At 64.5% G+C, this 18,689-nt stretch carries 14 protein-coding genes; 1 reads left to right on the top strand and 13 read right to left on the bottom strand.

All coding sequences use genetic code 11. The features are described from left to right. Positions 1-5: 5 nt before the first annotated feature. From AOT87_RS19080 to AOT87_RS19060, 5 genes are read right to left on the bottom strand one after another with little or no spacing between them, the layout of a single operon-like run. Positions 6-1,862 carry an anthranilate synthase family protein gene (locus AOT87_RS19080; protein ID WP_057967017.1) on the bottom strand — a complete coding sequence of 619 codons (1,857 nt, stop codon included), beginning with the start codon at positions 1,860-1,862 and terminating at the stop codon, positions 6-8. Next, on the bottom strand, positions 1,859-2,494 hold the full coding sequence (locus AOT87_RS19075; protein ID WP_057967018.1) for an isochorismatase family protein: 636 nt from the start codon (positions 2,492-2,494) through the stop codon (positions 1,859-1,861). The genes AOT87_RS19080 and AOT87_RS19075 overlap by 4 nt, the downstream gene beginning before the upstream one ends. A gap of 3 nt (positions 2,495-2,497) precedes the next feature. Further along, positions 2,498-3,256 (bottom strand): 2,3-dihydro-2,3-dihydroxybenzoate dehydrogenase, encoded by a 759-nt coding sequence (locus AOT87_RS19070; protein WP_030096024.1) that lies wholly within the window; start codon positions 3,254-3,256, stop codon positions 2,498-2,500. Beyond that, on the bottom strand, positions 3,250-4,431 hold the full coding sequence (locus AOT87_RS19065; protein WP_030096025.1) for a 3-deoxy-7-phosphoheptulonate synthase: 1,182 nt from the start codon (positions 4,429-4,431) through the stop codon (positions 3,250-3,252). Before AOT87_RS19065 ends, AOT87_RS19070 begins: the two co-directional genes overlap by 7 nt. 16 nt (positions 4,432-4,447) lie before the next feature. Further along, positions 4,448-6,073, bottom strand: coding sequence for a carboxylesterase family protein (locus AOT87_RS19060; RefSeq protein WP_044104963.1), 1,626 nt, complete (start codon positions 6,071-6,073; stop codon positions 4,448-4,450). 314 nt (positions 6,074-6,387) lie between these two features. Here AOT87_RS19060 and AOT87_RS19055 point away from each other — a divergent pair, with 314 nt between their 5' ends. Beyond that, positions 6,388-7,674 (top strand): transposase, encoded by a 1,287-nt coding sequence (locus AOT87_RS19055; RefSeq protein WP_030096027.1) that lies wholly within the window; start codon positions 6,388-6,390, stop codon positions 7,672-7,674. Here the strand turns inward: AOT87_RS19055 and AOT87_RS19050 are convergent. The 8 genes from AOT87_RS19050 to AOT87_RS19015 form a co-directional block, all read right to left on the bottom strand. Further along, positions 7,570-9,357, bottom strand: a complete 1,788-nt coding sequence (locus AOT87_RS19050; RefSeq protein WP_044104891.1) for a helix-turn-helix domain-containing protein — start codon at positions 9,355-9,357, stop codon at positions 7,570-7,572. The two genes, AOT87_RS19055 and AOT87_RS19050, sit on opposite strands and share 105 nt — an antisense overlap. 186 nt (positions 9,358-9,543) lie before the next feature. Further along, a complete protein-coding gene (locus AOT87_RS19045) occupies positions 9,544-10,920 on the bottom strand; it encodes a lyase family protein (protein WP_030096029.1) in 1,377 nt (458 codons plus the stop codon). Continuing rightward, entirely contained in the window at positions 10,917-12,857 is a 1,941-nt protein-coding gene (locus AOT87_RS19040; RefSeq protein WP_057967019.1) for an FAD/NAD(P)-binding protein, read from the bottom strand. The genes AOT87_RS19045 and AOT87_RS19040 overlap by 4 nt, the downstream gene beginning before the upstream one ends. Then, on the bottom strand, positions 12,858-14,063 hold the full coding sequence (locus AOT87_RS19035; protein ID WP_057967020.1) for an FAD-dependent monooxygenase: 1,206 nt from the start codon (positions 14,061-14,063) through the stop codon (positions 12,858-12,860). Further along, the gene (locus AOT87_RS19030; RefSeq protein ID WP_057967021.1) at positions 14,063-15,628 is read right to left on the bottom strand and encodes an AMP-binding protein; all 1,566 of its coding nucleotides are present in this window, start codon (positions 15,626-15,628) and stop codon (positions 14,063-14,065) included. Before AOT87_RS19030 ends, AOT87_RS19035 begins: the two co-directional genes overlap by 1 nt. Continuing rightward, positions 15,625-16,173: an SRPBCC family protein gene (locus AOT87_RS19025; RefSeq protein ID WP_057963531.1), complete on the bottom strand. Its 549-nt coding sequence runs from the start codon at positions 16,171-16,173 to the stop codon at positions 15,625-15,627. The genes AOT87_RS19030 and AOT87_RS19025 overlap by 4 nt, the downstream gene beginning before the upstream one ends. A 124-nt stretch (positions 16,174-16,297) precedes the next feature. After that, entirely contained in the window at positions 16,298-17,272 is a 975-nt protein-coding gene (locus AOT87_RS19020) for an NADPH:quinone reductase (protein ID WP_057967022.1), read from the bottom strand. Positions 17,273-17,338: 66 nt separating this feature from the next. Further along, positions 17,339-18,658 carry an alpha/beta hydrolase-fold protein gene (locus tag AOT87_RS19015; RefSeq protein WP_234795835.1) on the bottom strand — a complete coding sequence of 440 codons (1,320 nt, stop codon included), beginning with the start codon at positions 18,656-18,658 and terminating at the stop codon, positions 17,339-17,341. Positions 18,659-18,689 lie beyond the last annotated feature (31 nt).

Here is an 18,689-nt window from a genome sequence, read left to right as displayed (position 1 = left end):
ACTCGTCATGCTAGTACCGGAACATCCGTCGCCAGCGGCGTGAGCAGCTCACCGAAGATCCCCACGCCATCGCGGGTGAGGATGGACTCGGCGTGGAACTGGATGGATGCAAACCGCTTGGCGCGCACCGCATGAACCTCGCCTGTCACGGCATCGGCACTGATCTGCACCCGTCCTGCGGGCGTATCGACCCACTCGCCGCTCGTCACCGCGGCGAAGGTGTTGTAGAACCCGACATGTCGCTCGGTTCCGAACAAATCGATCTGCCGCTGCACACCCTGATTGGGCTGCTCACGACGACGAACGGGCAGGCCCAACTGCCGGCAGAGCACCTGATGACTCAGGCAGATCGATAGGAACGGAATACGCTGAGTCAGTGCGGTCTTCGTCAAGGCGGTCAGTGTCGCGATCTTCGGAACATCGACTGCCGTCGGATCGCCCGGGCCGGGGCCGAGCACCAGGATGTCATGCGCGCCGGGTTGGATATCCTCGTCAAATCGGCGGATGTCCACTCGTAAACCCAAGGCCCGCAACTGCAATCCGATCATCGAGGTGAACGTGTCCTCGGCGTCGACCACCAGCGCGGTGCGGCCCACCAGACTCGCGGCGTTCTCTCCCGATCCGTGTCCCAGCCAGAAGGTCCCGATGCCGGTGTTGCGGCTAGCCAGTGCCTCCGTAACACGGGGATGACTGCGAAGTTCCCGGCGTGTCGTCAGAGCGGAGAGCAATCCTGCCGCCTTGCTGCGGGTTTCAGCGGCCTCGCTCGCGGGATTGGAATGCCGAACGATGGTGGCGCCGGTGCCGGCGGTAAGCGCACCATCCGGTGCGATCTCCGCGGTGCGGATCAAGATGGCCGAATCCAATTGCCGCACACCGGCAGTATCTGTGCTGACCAATGCGGCAACGCCGCTGTAGTACCGGCGCCCCTTGGGTTCATACCGTTGAATGACACGGCACGCGTTCTCCAGTGGGCTTCCCGTCACCGTCGGCGCGAACATCGTCTCGGCCAGAATCTCACGCGGATCTCGATCAGTAACACCGGAAATCAGATACTCGGTGTGCGCGAGCCGCGCCATTTCCTTCAGATACGGTCCCTGCACCTGCCCACCGTCCGGGCAGATTCGGGCCATCATCTTCAGCTCTTCATCGACCACCATGTAGAGCTCGTCGGATTCCTTGGTGTCGGCGAGGAACTCCATGACCGCATCCAGGTTCGGGCCGTTGGCACCGTATCGATACGTTCCGCTGATCGGATTCATCACGGCCAACGAATCCTGCACACTGATATGGCGTTCGGGGGTCGCGCCGATGAATACCTGCTCGCCGGTACTCACCACGAACGTCCAGTACGCGCCCTTCTCCCGCTCCAACAGTCTCCGAAAGAGCGTCAGCGCGGTGTTGATCGAATAGTCGTGCAACTGGACCAACAGGTTCCGCTTGAGCACGAAGTTGGCGCCCGCCCCCTGGCCGATCTCCTCGGCGATGATTCCCGAGGCCAGACGCGCGTACTCCTCGTCGTCGATGTCGAAATCGCTGTGGCCCACCACTACCGGATACTCGGGAATTCGGTCCAATACCTCCGACAACGGCGCCGACTCCTGCTGCTCGACGGCAAGCGCCAGTAGTGGCGCACCGTCATCGGGCGCTACAAATCCGCGCTCGGCAATCTGCCGGTACGGCACCAAGGCCAGCAGGTCATGCCCACTGCGCCCGTCGCGCAGCGGAAGGTCGGCGATCCGCTCGACGGACGTCACTGTGCCGGTGACGACGTCGACGGCATCGGGTGTGCCGGATTCCGGGCGGTACAGCAAGGCGAATGGCCCGGTTGCTCCCGCCAATACACGTCCCAGTAGATCGCTCATGTCAGCACCTCGTCCGTGACGGTCAGCACGGCACACCGTCGTGCCGCGTATTCCAAAGCCATCCAGTGCGATTCGTCATCGAAATCGGCGATCGCGTCGGCAACAAGGAAGGTCTCGATGTCGTTGGTGAACGCGTCCACCGCCGTCATCAACACACCCACATGTGCGTAGACGCCGCAGATCACCAACTGGTCACGTCCCGCTGCGTGCATCCGTTCCAACAGCGCCGAACGGTGGAAGGCGCTGTAGCGCCACTTGGTGAAGACCCAGTCACCCGCGTCGGGTGCGATCGGATCGACGATCTGACGGTGATCCTCGTCCACGCGCATCCCGGGGCCCCAGAAGTCCTTGAGCAAGCCACGCTGCTCCTGGGTCATGCTGCCAGGCTGAGCGGTGTAGGCGATCGGGATGCCCGCGGCCACCGACCTGTCGCGGATGGCCGCGACATTGCTCACCAGTTGATCACGTAACGACACAGGCAGCGGCGCCAGGAAATAGCGCTGCATGTCGTGAATGAGCAATACGGCGCGTGCGGGGTCGATCTGCCATGTCGCCGTGTTCGCAGGCAGTAGATCCACGGTCGGTAAGTCGTACGCGGCGATGATCGGGATGCCGCGGGTGGCAGTGGTCATTGGTCAAACCCCTAACGTCGCGCCGCCATCGACCACCAGCGTGTGCATGGTGATGTGGGCGGCTTGGTCGGAAGAAAGAAAGGCCACAGCGTCGGCGATGTGTTGTGGTTGTGCGATGCGCCCCAGGGGAATCCCAGGCTTGAAGTCGTCCAGGCTGCCGGCAACCAGTCCGGAGTCCGAGGAATCGCCCAGCATGGCGCGCAGCATGGGAGTGTCCGTCGAGCCGGGTGCCACTACGTTGCATCGGATTCCATGCTCGGCGAGCTCCAGCCCCAGGCTCTTGGTGAACGCGTTGGCCGCAGCCTTGGATGCGGCGTATGCCGTCATCCCCTTGCGGGCCACCAGGGCGGCATTGGAGGCGATCGTCACGATCGACCCTGCGCGGCGCGGGATCATGTATCGAGCCACCTCACGGCTCAGAACAAAGGGAGCGCGCACGTTGACGTCGAAGGTCCGTGCCCAATCGGCATCGGAGAACTCCACCGCTGCACCTGTTCTCAGCACTCCAGCACCATTCACCAATGAGGTGATCGGGCCGATCCGAGACTCGATGTCCGATACCCCGACGGCCACCGCGGTGTCGTCGGTGATGTCGAGCACCTGTCCGATGATGTCCAACCCCTCGTCGGCGGCATACTCGACGAGCTGTTTGATGGCGACCTCATCGACATCCACCGCGACAACCCGCTCGTCCCGACGAGCCAAGGTGGTCACCACCCGAGATCCGACTCCCCCGCCTGCGCCGGTGACCACCGCTACCATGCCGACACCACTTCGGTGGCCTGCGCGGTGTTGAGGCGCGGATCGCACAGCGTCGAATACCGCTGACCTACCTCGTGATTCTGCGAGCCGTCGAGGACGCACTCGACCACGTCGTCAGGTGTGGCTTCCAGGTGCAACCCACCCGCGTGCACACTCGCCTCGGCAAGCACCTCGCGGAAGCCGCGGACCTCATCGATGGCCGTCTGGACATGCCTCGTCTTGTACCCGGACTCGGTGGACACGGTATTGGCGTGCAGCGGATCGCACAGCCAGATCACGGGGTGTCCGGATTCACGCACCGCGGCAACCAATTCCGGTAGCTTGTCGCGCACAGCCGACGCACCCAACCGGGCGATCAGCGTCAACCGCCCACTCTCGTGCTCCGGATCCAGCTTGTCGCACAGCGCGAGGAGATCCTCGGTCGTCATCGACGGACCCACCTTGCATGCCACAGGATTGGCGATGCGCGAGAACAATTCGACATGCGGACCGTCCAGATGCCGGGTCCGGTCACCGATCCAGGGCCAGTGCGTGGACGTGAGCACCATGCGGTTCTCGCCGTCGCGGCGCAGCTGCGGAGCCTCGTAATCCAGCAGCAGCGCCTCGTGGGATGTCCACACCGGCGGCTCGATGACCGAGAGCGAGGACGGCACCCGCCAACCCAGATGCCCCATCACCCGGTTCGCGGCCCAATAGCCGGCGAGCATCCGATCCGGATTGGCACGCCGATGCACCGGATGAGGTTGCGGACCATTGACGAGATGTCCACGGAAAGAGGGAAGTTCGACACCGTCGATCGTCTCGGTGGGCTTGGACCTCGGCTTGGCGTATTGGCCGCCGATGCGTCCGACCCGCAGCACCGGCCGGTGAGTCTTCATCCGCATCGTGCCGGCGAGTACGTTGAGCAGCGCCACCTTGCGGGCCACGTGCGCATTGGTCGACTCCTGCGGATCCTCCGCGCAGTCGCCCGCCTGAATGATGGTGGCGCGGCCCTGAGCGACGGTGCTCAGCAGCGTGCGCAGGGTCCTGATCTCGTCGGCCCCGATCAATGCGGGCAGCTCGCTGAGTTCGGCACGCACACGTTCCAGGTGTGCATGGTTCTCCCAGACCGGCTGTTGTACCGCACGTCCCGTGTCGAGCAGCAGTGATGGCGCAGTCATTCCCGTGATCTCCATTCGATTGATTTCTGATTCACTTGCCCCACTGGACTGCGTCAAGAACGCCCAGCTGTGTGGTCTTGGTAGGGGTGGCGATTGTTCCGGCACCGTCCCGCAGCACGAGCTGCCGCAAGTCCTGGCCAACCGGATCCCATTGCGGAAGTCGCGGACTGGCCGGTGCGCGGCCATGTACGAACTCCGCCACCAGATCCATGAAAGCGGCAGAGGTTTCCCGCTCCTTCGGCCCGTCGCCGAACTTGGCCACATTGGAAGGGTGCGCGTAGGTGCCGAAGAGGAAAGGTGACGTCGATTCGTGCGGTACGCCGAAGTATGGAGGCTTCACCGGGTGTGCGTACTCCATCAGATACAGCGGCGCACGCCGCTCGATCGTCGCGCGGCGGGTGAAGGCAAGGATGTCGTGCCGGATCAGCGCATCGCCCCACAGTTCGGTCCACAACGACAGCGGATCGGTTGGCCGACCATCTTGTCGTGCCGAATCTGTATAGACGGCAACAGCATCGGCAACGGTGGCATCGGATAACGGCGATACGCCCTGCTCGAGGATGTCGCGGAAGGCAGCGTGCAGTGACGCCGCATCCGTCGGCTGCGGTTGCGGGTCGGGCGCGTTGGGTCCGGTGAAGAATGACCCCTCCGTGCTGGTGTAGATGGAGATGGTGGGGATGTCCGGTATCGGTTGATCGACGTCGAAGGCGGGAAGCAACACCGGATCCAGAACCGGGCCGCGATACTGCCGACCGCTCTTGACCACGCGCTGCGACCTCGGCAAGGCGAACTGCCCCACCCACCAGTCGCGGATCCTGTCGGCCGGGACCTCTTTGAGGTTCTTGACCGAAACCCCCTGCGCCGCGGCCAGGGCGTCGAACACCGCCGTCGCATCGTCGGGCGTCAAGCTCAGATACGGGCTCCAGACATGAGCCTGGCTGACGCTGATGATTCGGCGTAGCAGCGGCCTGGTCTGCGGGTGCAGGGCCAATTGCCAGGTGCTGGCACCGCCTGCCGAGGTGCCGACGAGCGTAATGTTGGCCGGGTCGCCGCCAAAAGCCTTGGCATTCTCACCAACCCACCGCAGCAGTGCGATCTGGTCTTGCAGACCCCAGTTGGTGTGCAGTCCGGTGTCAGGATCTTCGAGCGCGGGATGACCGCAGAAGCCGAAGGCACCCAGCCGGTAGTTGAAGTTGACGACGACAGCTCCGGCGCGTTCGGCGAGTGCCGCCCCGTCGTAGACCGGGAGACTGCCCGCTCCCCGGGACCAGCCGCCACCGTGGATATAGACGATCACCGGCAGCTTGGCTCCCGCGTCCACCGTGGGCGTCCAGACATTGGTATACAGCGCGTCTTCCTGGCGCACCGGGTCACCGCCGGCCGGCTGGATGAAGTCAGAGCCGAACCGTGTGGTGTTCAAAGTATTTCGCCACGGAACCGCCGGGCGCGGGGAACGAAATCGATTCTCCCCGGTCGGCGGCTGCGCATAGGGAATGCCACGGAAGACGTGAACCTTTCCGGCCGTCCCCCCGCGGATCGCACCACCGGTGACCGAAACTTGCGGATCCGCCGCACTGGCCTGCGAGCCGCAGCCCGCAAGTGCCGCCGCCCCAGCCAACGCAAATGTCGTGCCTAGCAACGCCCGCCGGGTAATCACCTCTCTATCTTCGAGATGGGGCATCGCGCACCAAACAATCGCGAATTCAATTCGTCAGTTCGGAGACAATCCGTCAAGTTGACCCCCCAAGCACCCCATTGCGCCACCTAGTGACTCAGGATGCGGTTAATCATTCGCTGGTCACGGGGTTGTTCACATATCTGTCATCACCTATTCGTCCACCGCGTTGGGTGTAGCGGGCCACACGCATAGTCCGTCACTTTGTGTGGTGCCAATACCTGTTCCCAGCGCCGCATCTCGCCCATTCTGAGGTCGACATCGATCACCCGCTAATTCATTGAGGTGCTCCAGACATGACATCTGCGACCAAGGTGCAGGCCGCACCCGAACTATTCGACACACGTCCTCGTGTTTCTCCGGTCGACGCCATGGCGTCGGTGGCAGCGCACGTGTGCCCCGACGTGCTGCGATCACTGCCACGGTGCGACCAGCGGGCCAAGGGTGAGGACTATGTGACCGGTCTGCTGAAGGTCCGCGGCCGCAAGTCCGCGCGGAACATGGCCGCCACCATGGGCCAGTCCATGGGGCGCGAGGTGAGTGAGCAGAACCTGCATCACTTCGTCAACAGCTCCACGTGGGACTGGTGGTCGGTCCGTCGAGATCTGACGAGCTACCTCACCAGCGCCTATCACCCCGCCGCCTGGGTGGTCACGCCGATGCTGATTCCCAAGGCCGGAGTGCACTCGGTGGGAGTGGACCGCCGCTACTGCCCCCGCGCCGGGCGCGCGGTCAACGGCCAGCTGGCACTCAGCGTGTGGCTGGCGGCCGACGGCTTCGCGGTGCCAGTCAGCTGGCGTCTGCATCTCTCGCAGCCCTGGCTGGAATCGGCCACCAAGAAGTCCAAGACCTCGATCCCCGAGGACTACCCGCTGGAATCGGTCAGCGGATGCGCACTCACGGCTTTCCAGGAGTTCCTCAAGGTGGCCCGGCCGTCGAATGCCCCGGTGGTCTTCGACCTGCTGGGCGCCAACAGCGCGGATCTGACCCAGCTGTTCGGCAGCTTGACCCACCAGGTCGCGACCTCACGTGTATCGGGTGACCTGCAACTGCAGATTGTCGACCCGGCGTTCGTGGGCTATCAGGGCCGGGTACTTCCGGCAGCACAAATCGTGCAGGCCACCAAGGGCTCGCGACGCACCGAACAGTACGTCTACCAGGGACGCCGCCACCTGATCAGCATCGCGAAGGTTCAGCTGGCCGACCCGTCCGCTGCCCGTTCACGGACACCGTTGACTCTCGTCGGCATGACACCGCTGGATCATTCGCGAGCTCGTACCGAACTCTGGCTGACCAACGACCCCGAGTTCTCCACCTCGTCTCAGGCACACCAGGTGGCGCTGGCCGATCACGTGCAGCAGGGATACCTGCACCTGGCGAACCGCATGGGCATGCAGGACTTCGCGGGGCGTTCGTTCACCGGATGGCACCGTCACGCCACCCTCGTGTCGATCGCCGCGACGGTGGGATGCCTGGTGTCACCCGGTCTGGCGAGTGAGCAGCGAACCACGAACTTTCCACAGCTTGATGGCGAGCTGCGTGTCCAGGAGGCGCTCGGCATCCTGCCAACCGTCACCCAGTAGTTCATTCACCCGGTCCAGCCGGCGCACCACCGTGTTGGGATGTGTGTGCAGGATCTTGGCGGCGCGGGTGGGGCTGGCACCGACCGTGAAATACACATCGAGCGTCTGGAGTAGGTCGGTGTCACGCTCGTCGTCATAGTCGATGACGGGACCGACCATCGATCTGACGAATCCCTCCACGTCTTGGTGGCGCGACAACAGCACCCCCAGGAATCCGAGTTCGTTTGCGGCAGCCGCTGTTCCGAGTGCACCCAGCGCACTCATGGCGTCCATACAGCGCAGCGCGTCCTGATAGGTCTCCTCGATAGACTCGACACGGTCCGAGGGCCCCGCCGAGGACACCGTGACCGGCATGCGCAGATGCGTAGTGGTCTCGTCCCATACCGCCTGTGCGGTCCGGCCCGGGTCAGATCCGGGTACGAGCAGCACCACCACCTCGTCCTGGGTGGCACGTAGCCCACCCACCCGAGAGGCGAATGACGCCGACCACAGTGCTGCGCGGTCCAGTCCACCACGTTCGGGTCGAACGATCACCACGATATGCGGCTGGTTGAGATCCAAAGACAAACGGCGGGCGTAGGTTTGAACCAATCGATTGTCGCGCTGACGCGAATCCAGTACATCGTGGAGCAGGTCGTCACGCAACTGGGAGACCGACAACGACATCCGATTATCGCCGGACATCACCACCGCGGCCGTGGTGGCCAGATCCTGGAGCTTCAGCGGATACACCGAGACCGGTGTGTCGTCCAGACTGGCCACCGACAGTTCGCCGTGGTAGTCGTCGCCCACTGTGAGCGCGGTCGTCACATAGTCTTCGGGGTCGGATTCCCATTTGTACGAGGCGATCTCGGCGCCGTCATGTCCGGTCACCCGCATCGCGACTCCCAAACGTTCCGCCGCCGCAAGGACAAAGCTGTCCATGCCACCAGGGCCGGCCCCGGCATCCAGAAGCTTGGTCCGCAGCTCGATGCGCTGCTCCAACTCACAGATTTGCGCGGTATTGCTGGAGAATTCGTCGGCGCGAGCCAGCGCGATACCCGCGAACGAGCAGAGACTCACGAAGAGGGACCGCTCGGCGGCGGTAAAGCTGCGCACCGTCCGTGAGCCGACATAGAGGTTCCCGAAGTGCTGACCCTCATGCTCCATCGGCATGATCATCAGGCTGTGCACACCTTCCGAGCGCATGGCGGCGTCGCCGTCGCTGGCCCGGCTGAACCGGGTGTCGGACGAGTAATCCGCGGTCCACACCGGACCGTGGCCGGGCCGATACTGACTCACCAGTCCGATGTCGTCGCCGATCGGGAAGTACAGGCTTCGATTGATCGCCGTGGTAGACCCATCGACGTAGCGGACATGATGTCGCACCTCGGGTCCGGAGTCATCGCGCACCGAGATGAACGCGAAGTCGGCGTCGAGCATGATCCGCGCCCGCTTCACCAGAGTGGTCGACGCCTCGTCGATATCGTGGCATCCGAGCAACTCGATGGCCACGCCGACCAGGTTGGACAGCCGGGCCTCACGTTGATTCTGTGTCTCGATGAGCCCGTAGATGCGTTCGGCGTATCCACGGGCACGGTGTAAATCCGCAGCACTCCACGGTGGCGAGGATTCCCGGGCGATCTCCCTGAGCCGTGCTTCGAAGACATCGGGCGCGGTTCCCGATGCCAACAACCGCAGCACAGCTAACGCGGTGGGACCTCCTTCGCGTGCCCCACTCACCTGTATGTCAGTCAATACCAACTACCCGTCTGCCGTGTGTGCGTGGCAACGGTAAGGGCGGGGTATGGCACCGTCAAGACTCTTGCGCGCGAACAGTTCGCAAAGAATCGACGTGAGGGAAAATTCCCGCAGGTGGCTCCCTCGGGTTTAGCGCTCGATGACCCCCTCAACCAACTGACCTGCAGCTCCGACATAGGTGACCGGGTCCAATAGTTCATCGATCTCGGTCTCGCTCAACCACGCGGTGATCTCGGGCTGGGCAACAGCCACCTCGCGCAAACTCACGCCGCGCCCGACCGCCGCGTCGATCACAGCGGAGACGGCGGCCTTCGCAGCACCCTTGCCCAGTCGCGGGGACAGTGCCGCCGCAAGCCGCTCGGCCGAGGGCTGCCCACCGAGCAACGCAAGGTTGTCTGACATGCGCTGCGCACGCACCTGCAGTCCGCGGCTCAGATCGACGGCCGTCTGTGCCGCGCCTCCGGTGAGACGCAGACATTCGCGCAAAGCCAACCATTCCGCATGCCATCCCCCCGCGGACCGTTCGTCCTCACTGAGCAACGAGTTCGTGAGAATAGTGCTCAGCGCCGGAACCTGTAGTGCGGCCGATCTGATCATCGTGGCCAACACCGGGTTTCGCTTATGCGGCATGGCCGAGGAAACACCGCGCCCTGGCGGTGCCGGCTCGGCGATTTCGGCAATCTCGGTGCGGCTCAACGTCAGAACGTCGATGGCGAACTTACCGAGGGCACCCGCCACAAACGCCGTGGTGCTACCGATATCGGCTATCGGGGTACGCAACGCGTGCCAGGGCAACCCGGACGGGGCCAGTCCGGTCCGGGTTGCGAAGGCGGCGTTCAGTTTCTCGACGAACGCCCCGGGTTCGGCGCCCTGCGGTCCGGCGTACTCGAGGTACCCCGCCAGGGTGCCCGCCGCGCCCCCGAGCGATACCGGAAGTGCGGCTGCCACCGCGAGCACACGCGTACGTGCCTCGAGAATGAGCTCCCGCCAACCAGACGCCTTGAGCCCGAACGTCGTCGGCACCGCCTGCACCGCCAGTGTGCGAGCGGCCATGACGGTATTCCTGTGCTCGATCGCCAGGACGGCGAGTGCCTCGGCCACATAACCCAGGTCCGTGGCGACAAGTGCCAGTACGCGCTTGGTCAGGATCATGGCGCCGGTATCGAGGATGTCCTGACTGGTCGACCCACGGTGCACGTAATCGGCCGCGCTCGGATCGATCTCACCCACCACTCGGGTCAGTTCTTTGATCAGACCCACAACGGGATTAGCGGTCTCCCGCGCGGACAGTGCCACGGCGCGGACGTCGATATCGTGGGTGGCCACGGCCTTGGCGATGACATCCGCGGCCCCCCTGGGCAGGACTCCGATATCGGCCTGCGCGGCAGCCAGCGCGGCCTCCGCGTCGAGCATCGCCTGCAGCCACGCGGCATCGGTCAACTCAGCCTCGGCGACAGTGCCGGCGCTGACAGGTGAGAGCAATCCGGTCTCCAGGAAACCGCTCACACCAACACCCCGTGATCACCCACATCCGCGACCGGGCTGGGTGCGCTGGCCAAGGCGGCGCGCGCAATGGCATCGGCGTCGCCCAGGGTCACCGAATCCACACCCGGCCTGATACCCGCCGCGGTGACCCAGTGCACCGACTCGGTGGGAACTCCGTAGGCGAACCGGCGCGGGTGGACCCTTCCGTCGGCACCGATCAAGCGGTACGGGCGCTCGGTCACCGCCAATCCCTTGGTTTGGTAGGCCTTGTGATCATCGGTGGGAATCTCGTAAGGGCGGCATTGTCCGGTCTCCTGCAGGAAGATCAGCAGTGGATCGCTGCTCCGGCGCAGATCCGGCTCATGCAATCGCGCCTCGATGAGACTGCGCGTCCTGACGGCCGAGCCCGGCACCAGGGGTGACTCGATGACCACGGCCGGATCGTGAGTGTCGAAGCGCACCTGCATCTGTGGTCCCACCAGATGCATGACCCCGGCCTCCACCAGCGCGATGATCTCTTCGATCCGCTGGGCCGGAGGACCGATGGACAGAAAGGCATTCAACGGGGTGTACCAGCTCTCCAACTCATCCCGGTACGACTTACCGTCGAGCCCACCGTGGTCCACCGCGAGCCGGATCTCGTTGCGCAGGTCCCGCAATACATCCAGTGCGGCCTTCACCGGACCGTCGACATTGCCCTCGCGCGCCATCACCACATCGGCACGCAGGTGCTCGAGAATCCACGCGGTGAATTCGTCCGGACCGCTGAATGTGCGCTTACCCCAAGGGCGGTCGAGGTCGTCCCATTCCCAGGCGATCTCGAGCAGGTCATGCTCGGACAAGATCGCGTGCAGTTCGCTCTCGTCAGCGTGCAGGTACCGCTCGGAGAAGGCTTGCACCGACAGCCCCCGCTGCGTCAGATGCCCTTCGTAGTAGACACATTCCACCTCTCGCGCGATGAGCGGCCACAGGTCGCGGCGGAACTGCAGGAGACCGCCGAGGTTCTCGCGGAGCTGGGCGATGCGTTCCACCGTGAGCAACCGCGGAAAGTAACGACCTGAAGATCCCTTCTGATTCTCACCCCGTGCGTGATACGGGATCCCGCGGCGCGAGCTGGCATACAGAATGGGTTCCTGCCCCGACGCGCGGTACACCAGCCGGCCTCCGTCATCGCCGTTGTCCCGGACAAACTTTCCGCCCCGACCCACCGTCAGCAGTGCCATGTAGTCGAAGAAGTTCAGCCCCAAACCCCGAACCGCCACGGGCTCACCGGCTTTGATGGTGGACAGATCGATATCGGCCGGGTTCGCCGGTGTGACGTACGTCAGCCCATGAATACGGGCGAGGGAAGCAGCTCGAGCCTCGCCGGGACGCAGACCGGCGGGCACGTGACCGACAGCGAGAATAACGGCACTGAGGTCATGCAACCTCGTGCCATTCTCCAGCCGAACCCCCTGCGGCCCATCGATATCACCGTGGGTGTCGGCCAACGCCACCGCACGGGATCGATGGACTCGCACCGTCATGTGCTCGGGCGCCCACCCGACGACACGCGCGAAACTGTCACTGAGGTAATGACCGTAGAGGGCACGCGTGGGATAGGAGTTGGATCGCAGCGTGCGTGCCTCCGCGATGGCCTTCTCACCGCTACGCGACGGATCACCCAGCAGGGCAAGACTTTGTGCCCACTCATAAAGCGTCGGCCCCGGTTCGATGGGCCCTTCGATGGCGACGCTGTCGTCGGTGAACACAGTGATCTGCGATGCCACGGTGTTCATCAACAGATGCCAGGATTGATCGGTACGCCAGACAGATCCGGCGCCCGGCGAATAGGGATCGACAACGTGCACGACGATTCGGTCCGCGCTGGGCGCTTGACGCTCGTTGGCGCACAGACGCTCCAGCACCGCCAGACCGCGCGGTCCCGCACCGATGATGCATATCTGTTGGTCCGACATTTATCGCGCCCCTACCGCCGAGGTGACTGCCGCCAGCCCAAAATCGGTGTCACCATGCATCCAGGCCAACTCGTCATGCAGATCGGAATCACGCATGGCACCCAACTTCTCGTTACGTTCGATAGCGGCGTCGCCCGCCGCATGCCAAATGCCGATACTGTCCCGCGCCGCAAGTGTCACATCGGCGGTGCGGTCACGCCGCGCCTCGACGTACCTGGTGAATCTGCCGGGCAGCCTGTCCGGGTCGGCGCCGATGAGCGCGCCCAGAACCACCGCGTCCTCGAGCGCCTGACTGGCACCCTGCGCCGCGTAGTGCAGCATCGGATGCGCCGCATCGCCCAGCAACACGACGCGGCCATCGGACCACTGCCGCACCGGGTCGCGGTCCACGAGCGACCAGGATCTCCACTCCCGCCCCAGTTCGAGCAGACTGCGGGCCGTTCCACGCAACGGCGCCAGCTCCCGCAATACTCGCGCCTCACTGACCTCGACGCCTGAAAACGCTTGTGTGACGCCATCGGTACGGCTTGCCGCCAGATTCAGCAGTGAGCCCCCCGCGATGGGATAGGTCACCAGGTGGCATCCGGGCCCGGTCCACCAGGTGACCGAGTTGGATTGCAGGCTCTCGTCCACCTGATCGATGGGCACCGTGGTGCGGTACACCGTGATACCGGCGACTCGTGGTTCACCGTCGTCGAGCAGTGCCCGCCGGATCGACGAATTGATGCCGTCGGCGCCGATGAGACCGTCGCCGTCCACGCTGCTGCCGTCGGCGAGCAGCGCGCGCACTCCCCCGGCATCCTGTTGGTATCCGAATACCTCACTACGGCTACGTAGTTCGATACGCGGGTCCGAGGCACACGCGTCCACCAGGATGCGGTGCAGCTCGGCGCGGTGCACCACCAGGTAGGGGCTGTCGAACCGATGCTGATAATCCGCGCCCAGGCTCATGGCGTTGATCAACCGGTCGACGGTGGCGTCGAAGAGTCGCAACGAATCAACCTGAACGCCGATCCGCTCAATCTTCTCACCCACACCGAGCAGGCCGAGAGCATGTAATCCATTGGGTGCAAGCTGGATACCAGCGCCGATCTCGGCGAACTCGCGCGCCCGCTCCAACACGACCACGTCGTTACCGGAGGCTGCGGCACTCAACGCGATGGCAAGGCCGCCGATACCGCCGCCGACCACAATGAGCCGCGACATCAGATGGCCCCCGCACCGATCCGCGCCGACAATTCCAGTCTCTTGATCTTGGTGGTCGCTGTCTGCGGCAGCTCATCAAGACGCAGATGCAACGGCGGAGCCATCGGCGGCAATTGTGCTGCCGCCGCATCCCACGCGTTCAGATTCAGCGGCACATCATTTTTCGTGCACACGACCGGTTGCGCGAGCCCGCCCGGGCCGGCAACGATGATCACCTCGCTGAGCTCATCCACCGCCAGGAACAGGCGGTCCTCGGCGGCCAGGGTGCTGCCGAAACCGTCGATGAGGTCGACCTCGCGGTCAAGTAGATGGATGCAGCCCCAACGAGTGCGGTAGCCGACATCGCCCATCCGCCACCAACCGTCGTCGAGCTGCTTGTCGTAACGATCTTGCTCGCCGAGGTACGTACGGATTCGCCCGTCGGTGCGCACCTCGATGTAGCCGGGATTCTCCGCCGACGGCGGCTGCCCATTGCGCGACACGATCCGCACATCGGTCATGCCCGGGAACGGATAGCCAACGCACCGTCCATCGGAATCGGCAGAGCGCAGGCGGCTGAAGCCACGTGCGACGATCGGCCCCACCTCGCTTTGACCGTAGAGCTGCCCGAAGAGCGGGCGCCGGCGCTGCGTGGCCGCCAGCAGGGTACGCACGGTGCGCGGGTGAATGGCATCGAAGGTGCTGCTGAAGTACTTGACCGAGGCCAGCGGTCGCCGCGGATCGTCGGCCAGCACTTCCCAGTTGATGAATGTGTTCGGATGAGCCTCAAGAATTCCCGGCTTCACCCGCAGGAATATCTCGGCGGCGTGCTCGGGTTCGTCGTCGACGAGCACCACCACGGGGAAACCACGCAGAATCGCGATGGCCAGCGCGGTCACCAGGCGCGAATGTACGAAGGAAACGTGGATGACCAGGGGTTCACGGCGGCGCACCAGTGCCGCTACGGCGGCTTGCGGCCGATACCGCGCCTCGAAGGTGAAGTTGGTGTGCACGGCAAGCTTAGGCACCCCAGTGGTCCCGGAGGTGTGGGTGATGAGTGCGGGATCATGCGGGCTGGGCACGGCGGCGGGTGCGGCCGCGGCGGGAGTAAGTGCCGACAGCGTCACGGCCTGGGGATGCTCACCCTCGGCGAGTAGCACGCGGGAGGTGAGTTCGGCGATGGGCTGACCGGCCAGGTCACCATCCAGTTTGGCGGCATCGGTCAGCAAGGTCGGATTGCCGACGCGCCCGATGAGGGTCGCCACGGTCAGGCCATCGAGTTTGGGGGACAACAGAACCGGTACCGCACCGACGCGGGCCGCGGCACAGGCCGCCAGCGTGATATCAAAACCGTCGGACTTGTGGATGACCAGCTTGTCTCCCGGCACGACACCGGCAGCGCGTAACCGCCGCCCGATGTCATCAACGGCCGCCGCCACCTGAGCGATGGTCGACGTGCCTTCCAGTTGCGGGGCCAGCGACGGTCGATGGTCCAGCGTCAGCGTGTTGGTGGGGTGCTTGCGTGCCGCGCGCTCGAAGAGCGTACCGAGCTTGATACCGCGGTTTCCGATGCGCTGCAGAATCATTGGGATACTCCGGCTTTCTGGACAACACTGGCTTCCTCGGTGATGCGCGCGATGGCGTCCACGGTGGTCTGCATATCGGCGCGGAGTTTGTCGCCCCATTCGCGGACAAAACGTTCCTTACCCTCTTCGTCGAGGTGGGACATGATTTCGGTGATGCCCTCGGTGGGCCTGCCCATCCGGTAGTGGTGCCGCAGGATCGATCCGCCCTCGGCAGCGTCGACGAAGTAGCTCCAGACGCTCTCCTGCAGTTCACCGGAACGGTTCAGGATCGACCAGCTGAATTGCTTCGGCGCTTCGGCCGCCACAATCTCGCTTTCGGTCTGCCAGCCGCCGCGCACCACGGGCGCCCAGGCGACGACATCGGTCGCACGGTTGTTGTTTCCACGGAAGCGGGCACCGACCTGGCCCGGTTCGCCTGATATCCATTGTCCACCAATGCATTCAGGGCTCCAGCGACCACTCTCGGGGAGGTCGCTGACCAATGCGTACAGCTCGTCGGGGGAAGCGGTGCAGAAGGCGCTGGTTTCGATTTCGAAGAGGCTCACGCATCAAAGGCTGGCACCGGCGGTAGGGGGCAGCGACGTATCCGCGAAAGGTCCGTCAAGTTGGTTTTCGGGTCCGTCAAGTCCACCAGCCGGATCGACGCAAACGCCTGGTCGTGGCCGGGAATCAGGCGGGAAGCAGAACGAGACGGGTGCCGCCCATCACTTCGGTCTCGATACGCCGATGGGCCCGCGCGGCTTCCGAAAACTGCATCAAGTCAATGAAATTCGGAACAAGCTCGCCCTCGGCGAGCAGAACCGCCATGCGCTGGGCCGCGGCGGCGAGTTGACGGGTCGAGGCCCTGGACATGACAAACCCGCGAATGGACCCGCTCTTGCGGTACAGCGGCCCAAGTGGGACAGGCCGCTGTGTCTCCGGAGTTCCGTCACCCGATATCAGGACGATTCGGCCGTGCGGCGCAAGCAGATCCACCGCCGCGACGACGTCGTTGACACCCGAGGTATCGAGGTAGATGTCGATGGCACCATGATGTGTCTTGCTGACCAGCGGTGCCCAATCGGCGGCGTAGTCGTACACCTCGTGAGCGCCGAGTTGCAGACATCTGTCCCGGCTCCGCGCCGAGGACACCGCGATCACCGTCGCACCGGATCGCGCCGCTAGGGCAACGGCAGCCGACCCCACGTTCCCGCCGGCGCCGACGATCAGCACCGTCTCCCCTGCCTTGATCTCGCCGTACTCGACGGTCGCCAGGTAGGCGGTAGAGGCGGGGTGTGCCACCGCGACGGCCGTCACCGGATCTACCTCGGCGGGCAACTCGTACAACCTGTCCACCGGGACTGCGGCGAATTCCGCTGTGGCCCCTTGCCGTCCGTCATACCCGAGACTTGTGCACCACACCCGGTCGCCGGCCCGAAAGCCCCCAGACGGCTGCGCGACCGTGCCCACCAGGTCGCGTCCCACCACAAACGGCAGTGGAATCGCGGTGGGGTACGAGCCTGAACGCACAAAGGTATCTACCGGGTTGACCGCCACCGCGTCGACCTTGACGAGCACTTCATCGGGCGAGATGTCGGGTTCGGGAAGCGTGCCGTACCGGATGTTCTCGGCGGGTCCCCGCTGCTCGATGTAGGCGGCGCGCATGCACACATCTTGCGGTATGTCTGGCGCACCCACAATGTGACGGATTACGTTGCCAATGCTTGCTATTCACGCATTGGGCACGGGCAACGGGGCGCGTGGTACCCCGGGAGTTCCTAGCCGACCGGCGATCCATGGAAACGCCTGGGCAAATGCCTCCTGCGCATATGCCCAATCGTGGTTGCCGGTGCGCCTCACCACCGCGCAGTCGATCCCCACGGGCACCGCCGCGTCGCACAGCCGGGCAGCCGCGATCGGGCCGGTGAGCTGCTCCTGTCCCGCCCTGATCTTCGCGGTTGTCGAGACGTCCAGCCACCCCGCCACGTCCTGGTATCGACGGTGACTGTGTAAGGCGGTGAGCGTGTCGAACAGTGCCCATTGCCTTTCGTCGCCGCCGTAGAGCCGCTCCACGGTCTGCTCCTTGGTGCCCGCATTCGGAGTGAGGTCACCGGCCATATCGATGAAAGAGTGAAACAGCTCCGGGTGGGTGATGACCAGATCGGCCGCGCACGTGCCGCCCATCGACCACCCGGCGACGCCCCAGTTCTCGGGATTTGGACTCGTCTCGAATTCGGAATTTACATACGGGATAACTTCTTTGGTGACGTGAGCGGCCACGTTTCCACGAGGACCGTCCACGCATTCGGTGTCGTTGTTGAAGGTTCCACCGGTATCGACGAAGACCAGTACCGGGCTGACTCCGTCATGAGACTGCGCGAAACGGTCCATGACTCCGGCGGCGTTTCCCTGACGGACCCAGTCGGCCGGTGTCGACCACGCTCCGGAAATCATGACCACCACGGGAAGCTTCGGCGGCGCGGGACTCGCGAACCAGGCGGGCGGCAGATAGACGTACTCGGTTCGGTGTTGGAAGCCCGCAACATCCGCCGGGATGTCGACCGGAACCACATGCCCGGTTGCCGTGGGCCCCTTGCCTTTCAGATCCTGCGCCACAGCCATATCGGTCTCACCGGGCAGCGGACCCGCGGTCACCGCGGCCCACGCCAGACGCAGCGTGTCGTAGTAGTCGATCCACTGATTCAGCACGGTCAACGCGGCCAGCAGGCACAGTGGGGCGGCCAGCACCATCACGCCTCGGCGCAGCCACCGCGCGCCCACCCAACCGACGATCGCGATAACCAAAGCCACTGCGGCAAAACCGATCCAGATCCACAACATGAGCGGCGGCGGGTTGTCCGCCATCCCCTGAGAGGTGATGTACCAATACGCCAGTGCGCCTGCGCCCGCACCGCATACCGCGGCGCCCGGCCCCCACACCCGCAGCCAGCTGCGCGGTCGGCGATAGAGCCCAACGACCAGGGCCAGCGCCGCCACGACCTGAATCGCCACCGGGAGCCAGCCATGGATCAGGGAGGGGCCCGCGTACAGCGGATTGTTCCGCGCGTAATCAGGCAACGCG

Source organism: Mycobacteroides sp. H003, assembly GCF_001440135.1.
Taxonomy (GTDB): Bacteria; Actinomycetota; Actinomycetes; order Mycobacteriales; family Mycobacteriaceae; genus Mycobacterium; species Mycobacterium gwanakae.
The sequence above is the reverse complement of the archived record's forward strand: the minus strand, read 5'-3'. Positions and strand labels throughout refer to the sequence as shown.